Below are 15,295 nucleotides of genomic sequence, written 5' to 3' on the forward strand. Positions count from 1 at the left end.
CCATCCGAAAATCCGAAAAACTTTCACCGCTAAAAACAAAACCTCCTTTAAATCGCTTTAAAAGAGGTTGTTTTTTATTGAGTTTTCAGAACTTGACGCTGAAATTTGAGGTTGTGCAACGGTTACCTTTGTTATCTGCAGTCGCATTATTTTTTAATTGAATCATATTGATTTTGTGTTATTATTTTCCTTTGCACCATTAATTTTAACCAATCAAGAACTTGTTTTTTATCACTTGGTTTAAGGTTTTTCAGATTTATTGTCGAATAATTTCCAATATCTTTCTCAACTCCAAATTTTTCAGTTATTGCATCGAGATAGTCAATGTAAGCATTTTCATTTCTGAACTCTTCAGCCATAATTTTTGAATAAATCATTAGAGAATCTGTCCGTTCAACAAAATTTGAATCTTTAAAGCTGTAAAATAATTCTGAATATGCATCTTCATCTCCAAATTTTTTAACACGCTTTGTAATTGAATCATAATCTCCAGAAAGTGAATTCATTGTTATTACTTCTTCTTGATTTTCAGGCAAATCAAACTTTTCAGTTTTTGTACAAGATATTATACAAAACAAGATAAAAACTCCTATGATTTTTCTAATTTTCAATTTATGTGCGAGTTTTTGGACGATTGCAGATAACGTTTTGGCGCTTGGCGCAGTGGCGGATTTCGGAGCACCAAACTGTCAATACACCACAAAAGTTGATGCGAGGCAGAATATTCAATTAACCACGTCACCCGCCATTGAGCCAAACGCCTGTTACCTGCTGGCTTTCTTTCGTTAGTCAAGTTGTATCTCAATTTTATTTCGTTCAGTGTCAATGTTAAACCAGTTTTGTTTGTCTGGGCTTGGCACACATTTTTTAATGTCCAAATTTCTTGCGTATCTGCTTAATGCTTTATTTCCAAATTTCAAAATCAATTCATATTCATCTTGTCCGTCTTTGCCGATAAATGCTTTCAATTTTACTTGTCTATTGTCATTTACATATTTTGGGGAATAAGAACTGTCAGGTTGGTCCAATAAAATTCCGTCACACCAAAAGCCTTTGATTTGGTCATTGTCTGAATGCTCAAATGCTTTGCAAATTTCATATTCTAAAAACTGGCAAAAGTCTTGGTCAATATTTGTTTCTTGTCCGTTGCTCGATTGTTTAAATGTGCTGTAATGATTTAAAAAGTTTTCAACGATTTTGTCAAAGTCTGATTCGTTGTAAAACTTTGTTGAAATGTTAATTAAGTCAGCAATGGAACTTCCTGCTTCAATTTGCCAAGCATTCTGTCCGTTAAACTTTTTTGCTGAAATTTTCTCAATCGTCAAAGGATTACCAAAATAGTCCTTGAGTTCTTTTATAAAGTCAGAAATTTCTTTTTGATTGTATGTTGGCCAATCGTTCATTGCATTTAAAAACAATTTTGCAATGTCTTTTTGCTTAGGTTCTATTGTGTCAATGTCAACCAAGTTGAATAGTGCTGAGTATGTTGTGATTTTGTTGTCCATTGTCGTTGTCTAAGCTTGCAGGTAACTTGTATATATGTCCTGCTTTGTCAGACAAATACAACATGTTTTGTAGGGATTGGTCTGAAAGTCGTGAGACATTATTTCTGTCCTCTAAGATATATTTTTTTTCTTTATAAATCATCAAAAGGACTCTTTATATGCTGCAGATTTTTTGTGCTCACATCCGTATAGATTTCTGTAGTTGTGCTGCTGTTATGTCCCAATAGCTCCTGAATATAGCGCAGGTCTGTCCCCCCCCGCTGCCCACCGCTGCGCAAAGTCTCCTGACTTTGAGCACGCTTGTAAAGTCGCTGACTTTGCACCCACAATATAAAATCTAGGACTATTACACCACCTCGTGTGTGACCGACATTGTTATCTATAAAATTTAATTCCTTAAATTGTAAAAAACAGAAAATAAATGTAATAATATGAATAAGAGTAAAGGAAACGTTAGATTACAGATTTTTGCTTTTCGCTTTTTTGAGTATATCATTTACCAATTTGTACAGAATGCCTTTAGGAAAGCACCGTATATTGTATCGGCATCACCTTGTTTTAGCAAAAGATCGTCCTTTGAGGTTGATGTAATTTCCTCTAACATCTTATCCTTATCGCTATATGCAAAAGTTTGAAGCAAATTAATCTTCCTGTTAGCACAATCAAATTTATAGGTCTCCACATAATACCCGGGTAAATACTTGTTTTCCCCTCCGACATAGGCAATAATTTTTTTTTCTGTTGAATATTTTTTGATGGAACCGGTACCGTTGGCATTTATTTTATAATAATATGACATTTGATCTTCATCTTTGCCAACAAATTTCCAATCATTTGTCTGAGCAGATAAAAAGGTAGAAAAAGCAAGAATGACCAAAAATAGGATTTGTTTCATTATACAAAATTTTAAGATTAATAGTTATTTTAACAATTCGCTTCTATAAAGTCGGGACTGCAAGTCAACTATAATTATGGAATGTTATCGTAAATATAAAAATATTTTTCATAATCGGTGCTCATAAAAAAGATCCGAAAAGAACCATAATTATTTGTGAAAATTCGCCTGATCTGACTGATTTAATCAACAGGTAAAGGATAAAATAATTTGTAGAAATTCTTTACTTTTGATTCTTCCTTTGGCTCTTCAGAATTCTTTCTATATTTACACACTCTTGAATTTAAGGCAGAAGTAATCGCTCTCCAAAAAATTAGTTTGACATGAAAAATCTTTCCTTTCTTTTATTGCTTATATCATCTGTAGCCTTCGGACAGTATTTTACTAAATCAGAACTGGTACAGAACACGGTGGGAGGATTTAATATTAAAAAGAATATCATCCTGAAATACGGACAAGGTGAAGAAGTAAATACAAATTTATGGGTTTACGGGGATTATAAAACTGCCAGCGAATTTGATTACAGTAAATTTGATCAAATGATTAATAACGCTGTCTTGAAAGCAAAAATGATTTCGACAACGCCTAGCACTTTCAGAATCATTCATGTTATGGCTGCCAAGCACGAAGATTCATGGACTATTCGTGTTCGCTATACGTCAGTAGTAGCAGACAAAGGAACAGTGGAATCTTTTTATAGTGGTTCATTCGATAATAACGGCCAATTCATAAAACAACTTTAGGCAGGTTAAAACTCCTAAATTAAAAGCTTGTGGATAAAAAAGTCCCCGCTGCGCAAAGTCTCCTGACTTTGCGCACGCTTGTAAAGCTCTGACTTTGCACCTACAGTATAAAATCCAGGACTATTACACCACCCCGTGCGTGCCGGAATTGTGGAAAAAGGAAATCAATACCTGTATTCTTCCGCTTCAAATTATTCTTTTGGGAAGGGACTCACCGACATTGAAATCGCAGATAACCCTGTCATTGATGTTTGGGGCAGGAATGAGTTCTGGAAATCCAATAATGATGAAGAGGAGGATTTTTAAATTGCTCAAAGTCTCCTGACTTTGCGCAGCAGAGAGAAAAAGGGCTTTTGGATGATATAGAAGTGTTTAGGATGTTTAATGATATTTAAAATATTGGGGCCGGCAGCGGAGGATTTTTAAATTGCTTAAAGTCGGGAAATCGAAGATTCGACGAAGTCAGACTTTACGGATGGGCTCAAAGTCAGGAGACTTTGCGCAGCGGGGGTCTGCTGGTGGACAGCACTTTTCAAAACAGTTTTTTGAAGTCCATAATTTGCGGCCTGTAGACTTCATAATGCTCCGGACAAAAAAAAATAAATGATCACTTAAACAAGTTGTAGCTGCTTGTTCATAATGCCTATGGAATCAAAATTACTCACTGAAAAGACTTACAGCCTTTGGGCAGAACTGAAACAGAAAATTAATGACCTTAAATTAGAAAAAAAGAATACGTTGGAATATGCGCAGTATGCGCTGGCGGAAACCGACGATGCAATCCGCACCCTGAAGTCCTGGGTCATTACCCACGATTTCGACTGCTGGGAAAGCGAAATTACTTTTTTCAAAAAACTGAAACCGAAATTCATTGCCAAGTTTATTTACTACTCCAAAGTAATTACCCTCCTCTCTTCGCTGCCCCATTCCGGGAGCAAACTAAAGAAAGGAATATATGAGGCTGAACTCGAATACCTCAGATATTTCTCCCTCGAGCACAGCGAGTTCATCAGTTACTGCAGGCGGAACGCCACCTATATGGACTTTAAATATTTCCTTCGCTTCAAATACGACCTTGATGTGAAACTCGCAGTAGATATCCACAGCTATGATGAAAGATTTTCCACCTCTCACGACCATTTGGTTTCTAAAATGATTGCCCACGATGAATATGAAGTTTTCCTGACCGCTCAGATTGCCAGACTGAAAGAAGGCACTTTTGATGAAACAGTTCCTAAACAGAATTTCCGGTGGACCGCCTCGAAGGTCGGACTCACCGAACTGGTATTTGCCCTCCATCATACCAACTGTTTCAACGGGGGAAATACCTCCCTTGCCGAAACGGTGAAATGGTTTGAGGAAGCGTTCAGTGTAGAACTTGGAAACTACCACAACACCATGGCGGAAATCAAAACCAGAAAATCAAACCCCACAAAATTCTTAAAGCAGCTGAGCGACAACCTCACCGCCTATATTGAAAAAGACGACGGTGTACTTCCTCCTTCAGCATGAAAACTCCGATGACACGATCGGGACAGGTCATCCGGTTTAGCGGATCCGCTGACCATAAACCAAATGTGAATAACAAAAAATCCATACTACCGAAAAAGTTTCATTAGACTTACCAAACTTTGTTCAGTAAAGAAACAAAACGATGAAACCCCGCCTCACAAGAATCTGCATCTACCCCAAAGACGTCCAGCTCATCACCGGAAAAAGCGAACGCTACAGCCGCGACCTGATCCTGAAAATCAAAACCTCCCTCAACAAACCCGAACACCAGTTCCTCACCGTACAGGAATTCTGCACCTACATGGGAATCCCATACGAATCCATCCGCGAACTCATCCTCAACTGAACCCCTTACACCCTCTCGTTCCCCGGTGCCTGAAGTCCCAATTCCCCGGTGGCTGAGGCTCTCAAAGCCACCTCTCTGTTATCCTTGTCAAGGTTTAAAACCTTGACAAGGTTCCCGACAGGAAAGTACCCACATTAAAAAACACGCTACAGCCGAGACCTGATCCTGAAAATCAAAACTTCCCTCAACAAACCCGAACACCAGTTCCTCACCGTCTACGAATTCTGCACCTACATGGGAATCCCCTACGAATCCATCCGCGAACTCATCCTCAACTGATTCCTTCCACCTGCTCTTTCTCCGGTTTGTGAAACTTTCGTCCACCGGTAGCTGAGCCTCTCGTTCCCGGTGGCTGAGGCTCCCGAAGCCACCACCCGCCCATCTTCCATCCTCTCGCTCAACCCATTAGTCACTTTTTAAACTGAAAAAAAAATTCACCTTCCCGTTTTTTTTATTAATTTAACATTACAAAATAAACTAAACAGTATGAAAAAATCAATTCTTGTCTTAACACTCATTGCGGTGTCATTCTCCTTGTTTGCACAAAAGAAACAGCCGCTGAAAAAATCCACACCCGTCGCTAAAACCTCCGCTTCCAAATTTGGAGCACTGGCGGTAGACAGAAGTAACGGGTATTATTATGGATACGCCTTCGATTTCCCTACCCGCGCAGCAGCCGAAAAAAAAGCGGTGGATGAATGTATCCAAAAAGGGGGGAACTGTTCGGTGGTTCTGACCTATTCAGGCGCAGGATGTGCCGCATACAGGACTATTGACGGAAGTGTTGGAACCGCCTTCGGATGGGGAGTGGCAAAAACCAAAGAAGAAGCGGATGCGATTGCAACCGCAGAATGTCTTAAAAGAAGCGGCGGTAATCCCGCATCTAATTTTGTCTGGAGCTGTAACTCGGCAAATACCGGAACTTTAAAAGAAATTTACAATGCTTCGGCAGAAATTGAAGCTCCCGTTACTATTGGCAGCCAAATATGGATGAATAAAAACCTAAATGTTAGCAACTTCCGAAATGGCGAACCCGTTTTTTATGCTTCAAATCAAAAAGAATGGGAAAAAGCCAGCGTCGAAAAAATCCCCGCATATTGCTATCTGAATTTCGACAGCGCCAATGAGAAAACATTCGGAAAGCTTTATAATTATTATGCAGTGGTCGATCCCAGAGGTCTTGCACCGAAAGGATGGCATGTTCCGAGCAAAGCTGAATTTGAAGAAATGATTTCGGCATTGGGAGGAGCACAGGCAGCAGGAGTGAAAATGAGAGCAACTACAGGTTGGGATACCAAAGACCAGTACAATTTTGTGTACGGAAACGGCAACAACTCTTCCGGCTTAAACCTCCTGTTCAACGGAAGTGCCAGCGGGGACGAGTATGGAGGAGGAAAGTCATTCTTGTATTCTGCAAGAATCCCGATTTGGTGGTCAAGAACTCCTAAAAACGAAGATTTTGCGTGGTATTTGGACTTCAACAAGTACAGCGAACCCCGGATTACAGATTACTCTAAAACCACAGGCTGTGCAGTAAGAATTGTAAAAGACTGAATACTCCGTCGCGCATCCGACAGGAAAGCAGTATATTTCTATTACAGGAATAGGCGCCAGGTAAAATTAAACCCCGCATAATGCGGGGTTTTTTATCAATTATATTTACAGTTCCTTATCTGAAATTCCCTGGTGGCTGAGCCTGTCGAAGCCACCTCTTTGTTATCCTTGTCAAGGTTTAAAACCTTGACAAGGTTCCCAACAGCAAAGTACCCACGTTAAAAAAAACGCTACAGCCGCGACCTGATCCTGAAAATCAAAACTTCCCTCAACAAACCCGAACACCAGTTCCTCACCGTACACGAATTCTGCACCTACATGGGAATCCCCTACGAATCCATCCGCGAACTCATCCTCAATTGATCCCTTTCACCTCCTTGTTCTCTGGCGGCTCTGCAACGCCAGCTCCCGGGTGGCTGAGGCTCTCGAAGCCACCTTCTTTGCAAAACCCATCAATTCCCTGATCTCTAAAAAACCAAACGACCTAGGAGATTTTTGCGTAAAGAAAAATTGATATTTCTTCCCATCCTAATCTCTCAAGTAGCAATACCTAAAAATTCCTTTTGTCCGAAGCGCGGCAACCACTTACAGTCGAAGCGAAAACATTTCTTTCCGCGCAAGTTTAGGAATTTTCTTAGAAGAAATATTAATTTTTAGCAAAAAGATCCAGTCTTGACTTTTTTGTTACTTTTTGTGTTAAGACAAAAAGTAAAAGAAACAATTTAGCAATCTGCCAAAGCCTATCGCCGATTCAAAAAAACATCGATAAGGATGAGCCAAACCAACGAAGGAGGTTCGCCGATTCCAATAAAAATATAAATAAGGACGAGGCAAATATCCGGTCTTGACTTCTTTGCTGCCCACATCCAGTGCCAATCCCTGAATAGTGTTGACTTGTTTTTATATAATTATTTTCATGGTCGTTGTTGAATGTGGCTGTTAAAATGTGGGTAAATTTTAATTGCAATCATTTCTAAATTTATCCATATTTTAATAGCTTTCCACATTGGGTAACCTCTTTTTTTTACGGCTCATTATTATCATAGATGGTGATAATAGGTTGGGATGAAAATCCCTTTTCCTGCCATCTTCTTTCAAATTCTACAGGCGATAACCGGCCAAGGTTATTGTGTGGTCGGCGGTTATTATATTGATCAACCGCTCGCTTCGTAAATTTCTTCAACTGTTCAAAGTTCATGGGTTTCCATCGATCCAGATATTCTTCTTTTATGGTCTTGTTTATCCGCTCTGCATATGCATTATCCTGTGCTGACAAGGCCATGCTTATTTGAGTAGACCCTTCTTTCAGCAACTTGACATATTCTTTATAAATGTATTGCCCTCCTCTGTCCGAGTGATGGATTTTAGGAAAACAATGGTCTCTTACCGCCATTTTCAAGGCTTCTACATTCGCGGTTGCCCTCATATTATTGGATATTTTGTATCCTGTAATCTTTTTCGTGTATACATCAGTGATGAAAACTGCGTAATAAAACCTATCGTTAACGTAAATATACGTAATATCCGACTGCCAGATGGTGTTAGGTGCATTTACCTCCATACCTTTGATAAGATTGGGATATTCACAAGCGACGGAATGGGTCGTTTTGCGGTAATTCTTCTTGTGCTCCAGCCTGAAGCCCAATTCCATAAAAAGTTCTATGAAGCGGTCTCTGCCCATGAATTCCGGCTTTAAGGCATAATACATTTTCTCTACTCCGCATCCTGGGTGCTCATTCCGTAGTTCGTGGGCTTCCAACATTAGAGCACGTACTTTTTCATCAAAAATATTCTGTCGATACTCATATTGTTGCACCGCCTGCCTGCTGATCCCTACTGTCCGATATAGAGCATTCAGGGAGAATTCTTTTTCTTCGGAATGTTGTCTGAACCAGCAGAGCGTTGGTTGCCGTAATTTTTTTTTATGTCAATGTCCAAATCTTCCTTAGCTATATCAATCATTTTTTCCAGATAATCGATCATAATCTGCTTTTGACCGACGGCTTGCTCAAGCTCTTTAATCTTATGCTCCAGTTCTTTTAGCTTATGTACACTGCTTTCTTTCATTTCTACAACTCTGATTCCTTTCTCGTTAAAGGTAGAAAATTTATAGATCCATCGGTAAATAGCAGAGTCCGAAACTCCATAAAGTTTTTCAAGCTGTAATACACTGAATTTTCCACTCTCAAATAGAGAGACAATCTCCCTCTTAAATTCCTCACTGAAAACCCGATGCTTCTGCAGTTTCTTAATGTTTGCTTTCATATTTGTTGACTTATTTATGTCAACCTATATCAGGGACGGACACCATCTCCCCTCAGTCATCCCCCACTCCTCCCCCACTCCTCCCCCACGATAAAGCATGAGATAGCATTAAAATAGAAATCGGCACATCCTGTCGTTTTCGGCAGAATCGGCAGAAAACGTCCTTTTCGACAATAACTGCCTTTATCGGCAAAAACGGTCGAAACCGGCATGAACACTTGCTTTCTCTGATTTTATTGCCAAATTTTGTCCCGTGATCACAACAGGTTTTAACGGGTGTACCTCAACATCTGATTAATTAATTTTTAAAACTTAAAAAAATGGCAAGACAGAAAGGACTTATCAAACTGAAAGGTACCATGGGAGACATTACCTTCTACCGTACCAAAGACGGCTACATGGCCAGAGAAAAAGGAGGAATCACTGCGGAACGCCTGCAGAACGATCCACGCTACCAGAGAACCCGCGAAAACATGGCAGAGTTCGGAAGAGCCGGGAAAGCAGGAAAAGTACTGCGGGCATCAATCCAGAACTTGCTGAGAAACTCCGCAGACCGCAGAATGGTGAGCAGACTCACCAAAGAAATGGTGAAAGTCATTCAGATGGATGCGGTGAACCCACGGGGTCAGAGAAATGTCATCGATGGGGAAGCCGAATTGCTGCTCGGATTCGACTTCAACATCCACGGTAAACTGGAACATTCTATTTCAGCCCCATTTACCGCAACAATAGATCGGGTGACCGGTGATGCGGTGGTAGAGGTGGAACCGTTTATTCCTACAGAAGAGTTGGGAGCACCCGCCGGAAGCACACATTACAAAATTGTTAGCGCAGCAATGGACATCAATTTTGAAAACGGAACATTTGTTTCGGAAAAGAATGCGACACCTGTGCAGCCTATTGACACGGTAATGACCACGGCCCTGCAGCTCAATAACAACCTGCCGGAAAATTCGGTCAATCCGCTGTTCCTGGTTTTCGGGATCAACTTCTATCAGGAAGTCAACGGCACTTTTTACGAGCTTAAGAACGGCGTGTACAATGCCCTTAAGATTGTTAACGTCTCCGGAACGCCTTAACATGGAACTTCAGCTGATCAGAACCTACAGGCCGAAGGGAACAAACGGGATCCTGCGCTTCAACGGAATCGAGCTCTGTAAAACTGTAGAACTTCCCTGGCAGGACAATCGGCCGCGGGTCTCCTGCATTCCGGAAGGCAAGTACAGATTGCGGAGGCGTCTGAGCCCCAGGTTCAAAGAACACTTCGAGGTGATGGACGTGAAAGACAGGAAGTACATTCTCTTCCATGCAGCCAATGATGCCGGGAAGGAACTCAGAGGATGTATAGCGCCGGTGCTGCAGCATACCGGTGAAGGAAAAGGCAGCTCCTCGCGGGCAGCTTTGGAAAAGATGAAAGACCGCCTCTATCCGCTGATGGATAATGGCCACGTAATAACATTAACCATCAAAAACGCTGAGTCATGAAAAACATCATTCAGAGAGTGCAGGAACCTACGCCGCGGTTCTTCCGCAAGATCAGAAATGCGGGCCTGCTGCTCACCGCCATAAGCGGAGCGGTACTCACAGCACCGGTTACCCTGCCGGCGGTGCTCATCACGGCAGCAGGCTATCTGGCCATTGCGGGCGCCATTGCAAGTGCCATCAGCCAGACTGCGGTAAACAGCGAAGGACAGCCATGATGTACTTCGACAGTTCCCAGCGCATCGGGGCTTTCAGTGGCATGGCACTGATTGTCATGATGCAGATTGAAAGCGGGGAAGTCCTCAAAACCATCGTTTTGGCAGGCCTCGGAGGAATCTCGAGTTACCTCTTCACCCTCGCCGTCAAATTTCTCCTGATCCGTTTCAGAAAGAAATTCAAATAACACCAAACGGAACCAGCCTCCCTCCGGGGAGGCTTTTATTAAAAAAAATACCTAAACCTTAACCTAAACCTCAACCTTAACCTAAAAAAAAATGGCAAAAATCACAGGTATTACCAACTTTACAGGAACAATAGACGGACTCGTTTTCTACATGGTCAACGGCCAACAATTCTTCCGCGCTGAAAAAGCAAAAACAAACCAGACGAAATCAAAAGAACTCCCCAAAATACTCCTTCCGGGTATTGAGGCCTTACAGGTAAGAAATGCACTCCATTCTATGAACCATCTTGTAAACGCCATGGAAAAAGAATTCCAGCCTTTAAAAACACCAAAACCAACAGGAGCCGACCTTCATACCGACAATTCTAAAAGCCCTGTCTTAGAAAATGCAGTAAGAGATAACACGGAAATAAAATTCACGGTCAGGGGAACGAAAACCGATCTGTACCTCATCATCTTACAGATCAATTTCGAAACAGGAGACTTCCGGCGAAAAAAAATCGCCATAGCCGAAGCGCACTGTATCAGAAAAAACACCTATACCGTCGAAACAGAATATCAAGTCAGAAAAGGATACACCGATTTACTGTTCCTGTACGGTCATCATTTCCTGAAGGCAGTTCCTATCAAACAAAAAAAAGGACAGGAATTCCTGAGCTGAGATTCTAAATTTTGGAGAAAAGAAGTGCTATGCAATAAAGTGGAACGGTTTCCACTTTATTTTTTTGGCGGAAGGGCTTAGCCCGCTAAGCCTTGTCTCAAACCACGTTATTTACTGCGGCAGGCTCCGGCTCCGGTGACAGCGCCGCCACATTCGCGTGGTACTCTTCCAGCAGTGCTTTCCAGACCAAAGCCTGCCGGTAGCGGCTTTCAATTAAGGGCCGGGCTGCCTGTTGCATCTGTGAGAACTGCTCCGTATCTCTTAGCAGCTGAAGCATCGTTTTCTCCAATTCAGGAATGTTCTTTGCCGGAACGCAGAGCCCGTTGTGGCCGTGACTGATAATTTCGTTGCATCCGCTGATGTCGGTGACGATGGCAGGAAGTTCCATGGCTCCGGCCTGAAGTACGACATTCGGGAAACCTTCCCGGTAACTTGGAAAGGCCAACGCATCGCTTATTGCGAAGTAAGGCCTGACGTCTGGCTGAAATCCTGCGAGAATAATATTGGTATTGACTTTCATTTCTGAAAGCGTAGACTTTAAAAGTTTGTCCTGTTTCGGTTCGAGCGGACCTACGAGCAGGAGTTTAATACCCGCCTTGCCCTCCGGAAAAACACCTTCTCCCTTTCCTTTCGTACCCGCCAAAACATTTCTAAACGCGGCCACCAGTTCATTGATGCCTTTATCTTTCACGAGTCTTCCGACAAAGATAAATACAAAATCATCCTCCGAAATCCCAAGTTCGTCCCGCAAACTTTTTTTTGTGTTATCACTGATGGCTCCTCTGCTGAAATATTCGGTGTCAATTCCGTTCACATTGCCGTCTGCCATGACTTTAAGTTTTTTTTGGGTGATCGCGTAACGGATCAGATCTTCCTTTACGCCGTTCCCTTCAGGGTAGACGTGGGTGGCATAACGGCAGAGCACGCGGTCCATACGGATGAGGACGATTCTGAGAAGGCCGGTCCGGTAAGGAAAGATGAGTCCGGTGAAGGTGTGCATCCGGATAGGCACTCCGGCCCACTTCCCTGCAATCATGGAAAGAAGTCCGGCTTTGGGAGTAATCGAATGGATGATCAGGGGTTTCTCTTTCCGGAAATAGAAATAGAGCTTAAAGAGCGAAACGATATCTTCAATAATTGAAATCTTCCTCTTGATGCGGAGCGAGTGGGTCTTCACCCCTTCGCGGTCTGCTACAGATTCGAGATCAGTGCCGGATCCCGACACTGCAGTGACCTCAAAATACCTGTTCAGAAAGCGGAGCTGGCCGTTCAGCAGAATATTGAGGGAGATGGGCACCGTGGCGATGCGGAAGAGTTTCATAAGCTAAGGATCATGTCGGGTAAGAACTGGCAGTTCAGGATGCATAAAAGCACGCTGTTCAGGCACGGTACCGCACCCTTACTCAAAATATTTTTCGCATTCATCTGAACAAATCATCATTTATTTGACGGCAAATTTATCATTTTTTTACGGATTTCCGCAAAGGATTTTTATTATATGAAAAAATTATACATTCGGAGGCCATTAACCGGTGTTCTGAAACCGAAGATTCGGCGGAGTCAATGACAAATAGCTGCTTTGTACCAATTGACAAAGGTTGCCGACGTAAGGAGGGATCTCTCCGTTGAAGATTCTTCTGAACTATGTTCGTCATCTTCAGTAAAACATTCGTTTTCACTTCGATGATGCTAACGCTGCGTTCTGAATGACAGTTGTCCTTTTTTTGACAATCGCTGTCATCCCGACGTAAGGAGGGATCTCTAAAAGTATGCTCCCCCTGCATAAAAAAAGCTTTTTATAAAGCCTCCATGTTCTCTACAACTCATTAGAAACCGGTTTTTTCCTGTTTTTAAATTCGGTGAGAAGGTACAGGGCCAGGCCGGGCAGAACCGCTGCAACGGTCATGAGTTTTTTTGGAGATTCCGCAATAAACCCGGGGTTTTTCGCCCTGATGCTGCTTGCCACATAATGCACCGCATCCATCCATCTTCTCTTTGGGGATTTTGAGAGCAGCATTCCCTGTTTTCTGATGAAGGCAAACCCTTTAGGATTTTTATAATACTGACGGAACATATTGTTCGACGATCCACCCTCCTGATAGTCGACGAGGACTAGAATTTCGTTTAAGGTGACGAGTTCAAAATCCTGGTCAGCCAGCAGATATTTGTAACCGAGACCCACATATTTCTCCCCTTTAAAAAGCGGATACGGTGGGTACCTGCGCATCACTTCGGTTCGGTACACGAGTTTTTTGTCTCCCTTTCCTCCCTGCAGATAAAAATTCTCGAGTGTTGTAGCAGTTACTGTAAATGGGGTGCCGATCAGATTGTCCTGAAGATCAGCATCGAGTCCTGCAATGCCGGCATACCGTTCTTTGTCTTTTACCGTCTTCCATTTCTCAATAATCAGCTCCACGGCGTTCAGAGGCATAAAATCGTCAGAATCGATACAGGTATTGAGTTCCGTACTGATGTTTTCATACGCGGTATTGTGAGCGCCATGCATGCCTTGGTTGTTCTGGTGGATATATTCAATCTGCACTGCATCCTCCTGCTGAAAAGCAGCGACGACTTCGGCGGTATCATCCACCGATCCGTCATCCACCACCAGCCAGACAAAATCGTGACAGGTCTGGTTTTTCAGGCTTTCATAGAGCCGTGGCAGCAGGTGGGCACGGTTATAAGCGGGGGTAAAAACAGTCAGGGTTTTCAAAAATTAATTTTGTAGGCTATAAATAAGTAATGCGCAAAAATAATCATTTATTTAAAGTATCAAATGTGTTTGTTCCACTGGATTTTATTCTGGTAAATTTCAATTTCAACTTCAAGAAAGGTTTTTCAAGAAAATGATAGCTGAGGTGAGCCAAAAAAACTGTCGAAGAAATGACTAATAGATATATAATAGCAACTAACGCTACTTGGTTAGTTATAGTATGCCAGGGAATCTGTGTAATAATTAAATTTAAAACCAAAACATGGATGACATAGATTCCATAAGATAATTTACCCAGATAATCCATCATCCGATTATCAAAATTAATTATACGGTGTTTGATATTGATTTGACCTACAATAATTACAAGAGTCATTGCTTCAACAATAAAGATCTCAATAATGCTGTTTATAAACCAAAACCTATTTATAACCATCGAAAAAAGAATCATCAGTGCGGCGGTCTGCATATATGGGTTATCCACTATTCTCATAAAATATTTTTCCCTGTTGAAGTAAAATATAGCTCCCAAAGCTCCGAATAACATACAGTCAAATCGATTTACTACAGAAAACAGGGCCGGAATACTAAAAGGCATTATATACCACAGTATTATTCGTAATACGGAAAGAAGCACGATGATGGAAGCTGCTGTAATCGCTATCTTTTTCTCACTGAGTTTGAAAAACCAGGGCCAGAACAGATAGAATTGTTCCTCTACGCCAATAGACCAAAAATGATCGAGGAATAATAGCGCACGTTGTAAAATAAATGGAATGTTGGCCAGAAAAAAAACATAAAATGGTACCATAGCATTAACTGGATTTGCATGATATAGAAAACCTGAAATCAAAAGGCAGATTAGTAGATAGACATAATACAATGGCCATATCCGCAACATCCTGCGCATATAGAATTCTTTAATTTTTACATGTTGATACTTCTTTTTTTCCATCAAAAGCAAGTACGTAATCAGGAAACCGCTTAACACAAAAAACATCGTTACTCCATGCTCTCCCAGTACCCACCCCCTGGGCTTACCATTTTCAAAGCCGAACAAGGCATATTTAAGATTTAATTTGCTTAGTGCTATTGAAATATGAGAAATCATAACTCCACATGCTGCCAAGGTTCTGAGGCCGTTTAGCCCCGGTAGAAAAATTACATTTTTATTAGCTTCAGGAGTCATTATAATAAATTGTATTGTTATTCAAAT

At 41.6% G+C, this 15,295-nt stretch carries 19 protein-coding genes and 1 pseudogene; 10 read left to right on the forward strand and 10 right to left on the reverse strand.

What is annotated here, in order from left to right; genetic code table 11:
* Positions 1-146 precede the first annotated feature (146 nt).
* The 4 genes and pseudogenes from KSK37_RS08100 to KSK37_RS08110 form a co-directional block, all read right to left on the reverse strand.
* Complete coding sequence (locus KSK37_RS08100) at positions 147-611, reverse strand: hypothetical protein (protein ID WP_217200719.1); 465 nt, start codon at positions 609-611, stop codon at positions 147-149.
* 174 nt (positions 612-785) lie between these two features.
* On the reverse strand, positions 786-1,505 hold the full coding sequence (locus tag KSK37_RS08105; RefSeq protein ID WP_217200721.1) for a hypothetical protein: 720 nt from the start codon (positions 1,503-1,505) through the stop codon (positions 786-788).
* A 131-nt stretch (positions 1,506-1,636) separates the two neighbouring features.
* A pseudogene (locus KSK37_RS14065) lies at positions 1,637-1,759 on the reverse strand (integrase); the annotation flags it as partial.
* A gap of 242 nt (positions 1,760-2,001) precedes the next feature.
* On the reverse strand, positions 2,002-2,400 hold the full coding sequence (locus tag KSK37_RS08110) for a hypothetical protein (RefSeq protein WP_217200723.1): 399 nt from the start codon (positions 2,398-2,400) through the stop codon (positions 2,002-2,004).
* Positions 2,401-2,723: 323 nt separating this feature from the next.
* Here KSK37_RS08110 and KSK37_RS08115 point away from each other — a divergent pair, with 323 nt between their 5' ends.
* The 4 genes from KSK37_RS08115 to KSK37_RS08130 all read left to right on the forward strand — a co-directional run bounded on the left by KSK37_RS08115 (position 2,724) and on the right by KSK37_RS08130 (position 5,001).
* Entirely contained in the window at positions 2,724-3,143 is a 420-nt protein-coding gene (locus tag KSK37_RS08115) for a hypothetical protein (protein ID WP_217200725.1), read from the forward strand.
* 135 nt (positions 3,144-3,278) lie between these two features.
* Entirely contained in the window at positions 3,279-3,449 is a 171-nt protein-coding gene (locus tag KSK37_RS08120; protein WP_217200727.1) for a hypothetical protein, read from the forward strand.
* Between the two features lie 339 nt (positions 3,450-3,788).
* The gene (locus tag KSK37_RS08125; RefSeq protein WP_217200729.1) at positions 3,789-4,655 is read left to right on the forward strand and encodes an RteC domain-containing protein; all 867 of its coding nucleotides are present in this window, start codon (positions 3,789-3,791) and stop codon (positions 4,653-4,655) included.
* Between the two features lie 142 nt (positions 4,656-4,797).
* Positions 4,798-5,001: a hypothetical protein gene (locus KSK37_RS08130; RefSeq protein WP_217200731.1), complete on the forward strand. Its 204-nt coding sequence runs from the start codon at positions 4,798-4,800 to the stop codon at positions 4,999-5,001.
* A 245-nt stretch (positions 5,002-5,246) separates the two neighbouring features.
* Here KSK37_RS08130 and KSK37_RS08135 read toward each other — a convergent pair whose 3' ends face one another.
* Positions 5,247-5,414 (reverse strand): hypothetical protein, encoded by a 168-nt coding sequence (locus tag KSK37_RS08135; RefSeq protein ID WP_217200733.1) that lies wholly within the window; start codon positions 5,412-5,414, stop codon positions 5,247-5,249.
* 73 nt (positions 5,415-5,487) lie between these two features.
* Between KSK37_RS08135 and KSK37_RS08140 the strand changes: the two genes are divergently transcribed.
* A complete protein-coding gene (locus tag KSK37_RS08140; RefSeq protein WP_217200735.1) occupies positions 5,488-6,555 on the forward strand; it encodes an FISUMP domain-containing protein in 1,068 nt (355 codons plus the stop codon).
* A gap of 1,024 nt (positions 6,556-7,579) precedes the next feature.
* Here the strand turns inward: KSK37_RS08140 and KSK37_RS08145 are convergent.
* Both KSK37_RS08145 and KSK37_RS08150 read right to left on the reverse strand, forming a co-directional pair.
* Complete coding sequence (locus tag KSK37_RS08145; protein WP_217201315.1) at positions 7,580-8,413, reverse strand: IS3 family transposase; 834 nt, start codon at positions 8,411-8,413, stop codon at positions 7,580-7,582.
* Positions 8,410-8,820, reverse strand: a complete 411-nt coding sequence (locus KSK37_RS08150; protein ID WP_217200737.1) for a transposase — start codon at positions 8,818-8,820, stop codon at positions 8,410-8,412. Before KSK37_RS08150 ends, KSK37_RS08145 begins: the two co-directional genes overlap by 4 nt.
* A gap of 320 nt (positions 8,821-9,140) precedes the next feature.
* Here KSK37_RS08150 and KSK37_RS08155 point away from each other — a divergent pair, with 320 nt between their 5' ends.
* The 5 genes from KSK37_RS08155 to KSK37_RS08175 all read left to right on the forward strand — a co-directional run bounded on the left by KSK37_RS08155 (position 9,141) and on the right by KSK37_RS08175 (position 11,366).
* Positions 9,141-9,899: a hypothetical protein gene (locus tag KSK37_RS08155; RefSeq protein WP_217200739.1), complete on the forward strand. Its 759-nt coding sequence runs from the start codon at positions 9,141-9,143 to the stop codon at positions 9,897-9,899.
* Position 9,900: 1 nt separating this feature from the next.
* Positions 9,901-10,305, forward strand: a complete 405-nt coding sequence (locus KSK37_RS08160) for a DUF5675 family protein (protein WP_217200741.1) — start codon at positions 9,901-9,903, stop codon at positions 10,303-10,305.
* Positions 10,302-10,520: a hypothetical protein gene (locus KSK37_RS08165; protein ID WP_217200743.1), complete on the forward strand. Its 219-nt coding sequence runs from the start codon at positions 10,302-10,304 to the stop codon at positions 10,518-10,520. Before KSK37_RS08160 ends, KSK37_RS08165 begins: the two co-directional genes overlap by 4 nt.
* Positions 10,517-10,705, forward strand: coding sequence for a hypothetical protein (locus KSK37_RS08170; protein ID WP_217200745.1), 189 nt, complete (start codon positions 10,517-10,519; stop codon positions 10,703-10,705). The genes KSK37_RS08165 and KSK37_RS08170 overlap by 4 nt, the downstream gene beginning before the upstream one ends.
* 91 nt (positions 10,706-10,796) lie before the next feature.
* A complete protein-coding gene (locus KSK37_RS08175; RefSeq protein WP_217200747.1) occupies positions 10,797-11,366 on the forward strand; it encodes a hypothetical protein in 570 nt (189 codons plus the stop codon).
* A gap of 97 nt (positions 11,367-11,463) precedes the next feature.
* Here KSK37_RS08175 and KSK37_RS08180 read toward each other — a convergent pair whose 3' ends face one another.
* The 3 genes from KSK37_RS08180 to KSK37_RS08190 all read right to left on the reverse strand — a co-directional run bounded on the left by KSK37_RS08180 (position 11,464) and on the right by KSK37_RS08190 (position 15,268).
* On the reverse strand, positions 11,464-12,687 hold the full coding sequence (locus KSK37_RS08180; RefSeq protein WP_217200749.1) for a glycosyltransferase family 4 protein: 1,224 nt from the start codon (positions 12,685-12,687) through the stop codon (positions 11,464-11,466).
* A 495-nt stretch (positions 12,688-13,182) separates the two neighbouring features.
* Positions 13,183-14,079: a glycosyltransferase family 2 protein gene (locus tag KSK37_RS08185; RefSeq protein ID WP_217200751.1), complete on the reverse strand. Its 897-nt coding sequence runs from the start codon at positions 14,077-14,079 to the stop codon at positions 13,183-13,185.
* A 43-nt stretch (positions 14,080-14,122) separates the two neighbouring features.
* Positions 14,123-15,268: an acyltransferase family protein gene (locus KSK37_RS08190; protein WP_217200752.1), complete on the reverse strand. Its 1,146-nt coding sequence runs from the start codon at positions 15,266-15,268 to the stop codon at positions 14,123-14,125.
* Positions 15,269-15,295 lie beyond the last annotated feature (27 nt).

Source organism: Kaistella soli, assembly GCF_019038595.1.
GTDB classification, from domain to species: Bacteria; Bacteroidota; Bacteroidia; order Flavobacteriales; family Weeksellaceae; genus Kaistella; species Kaistella soli.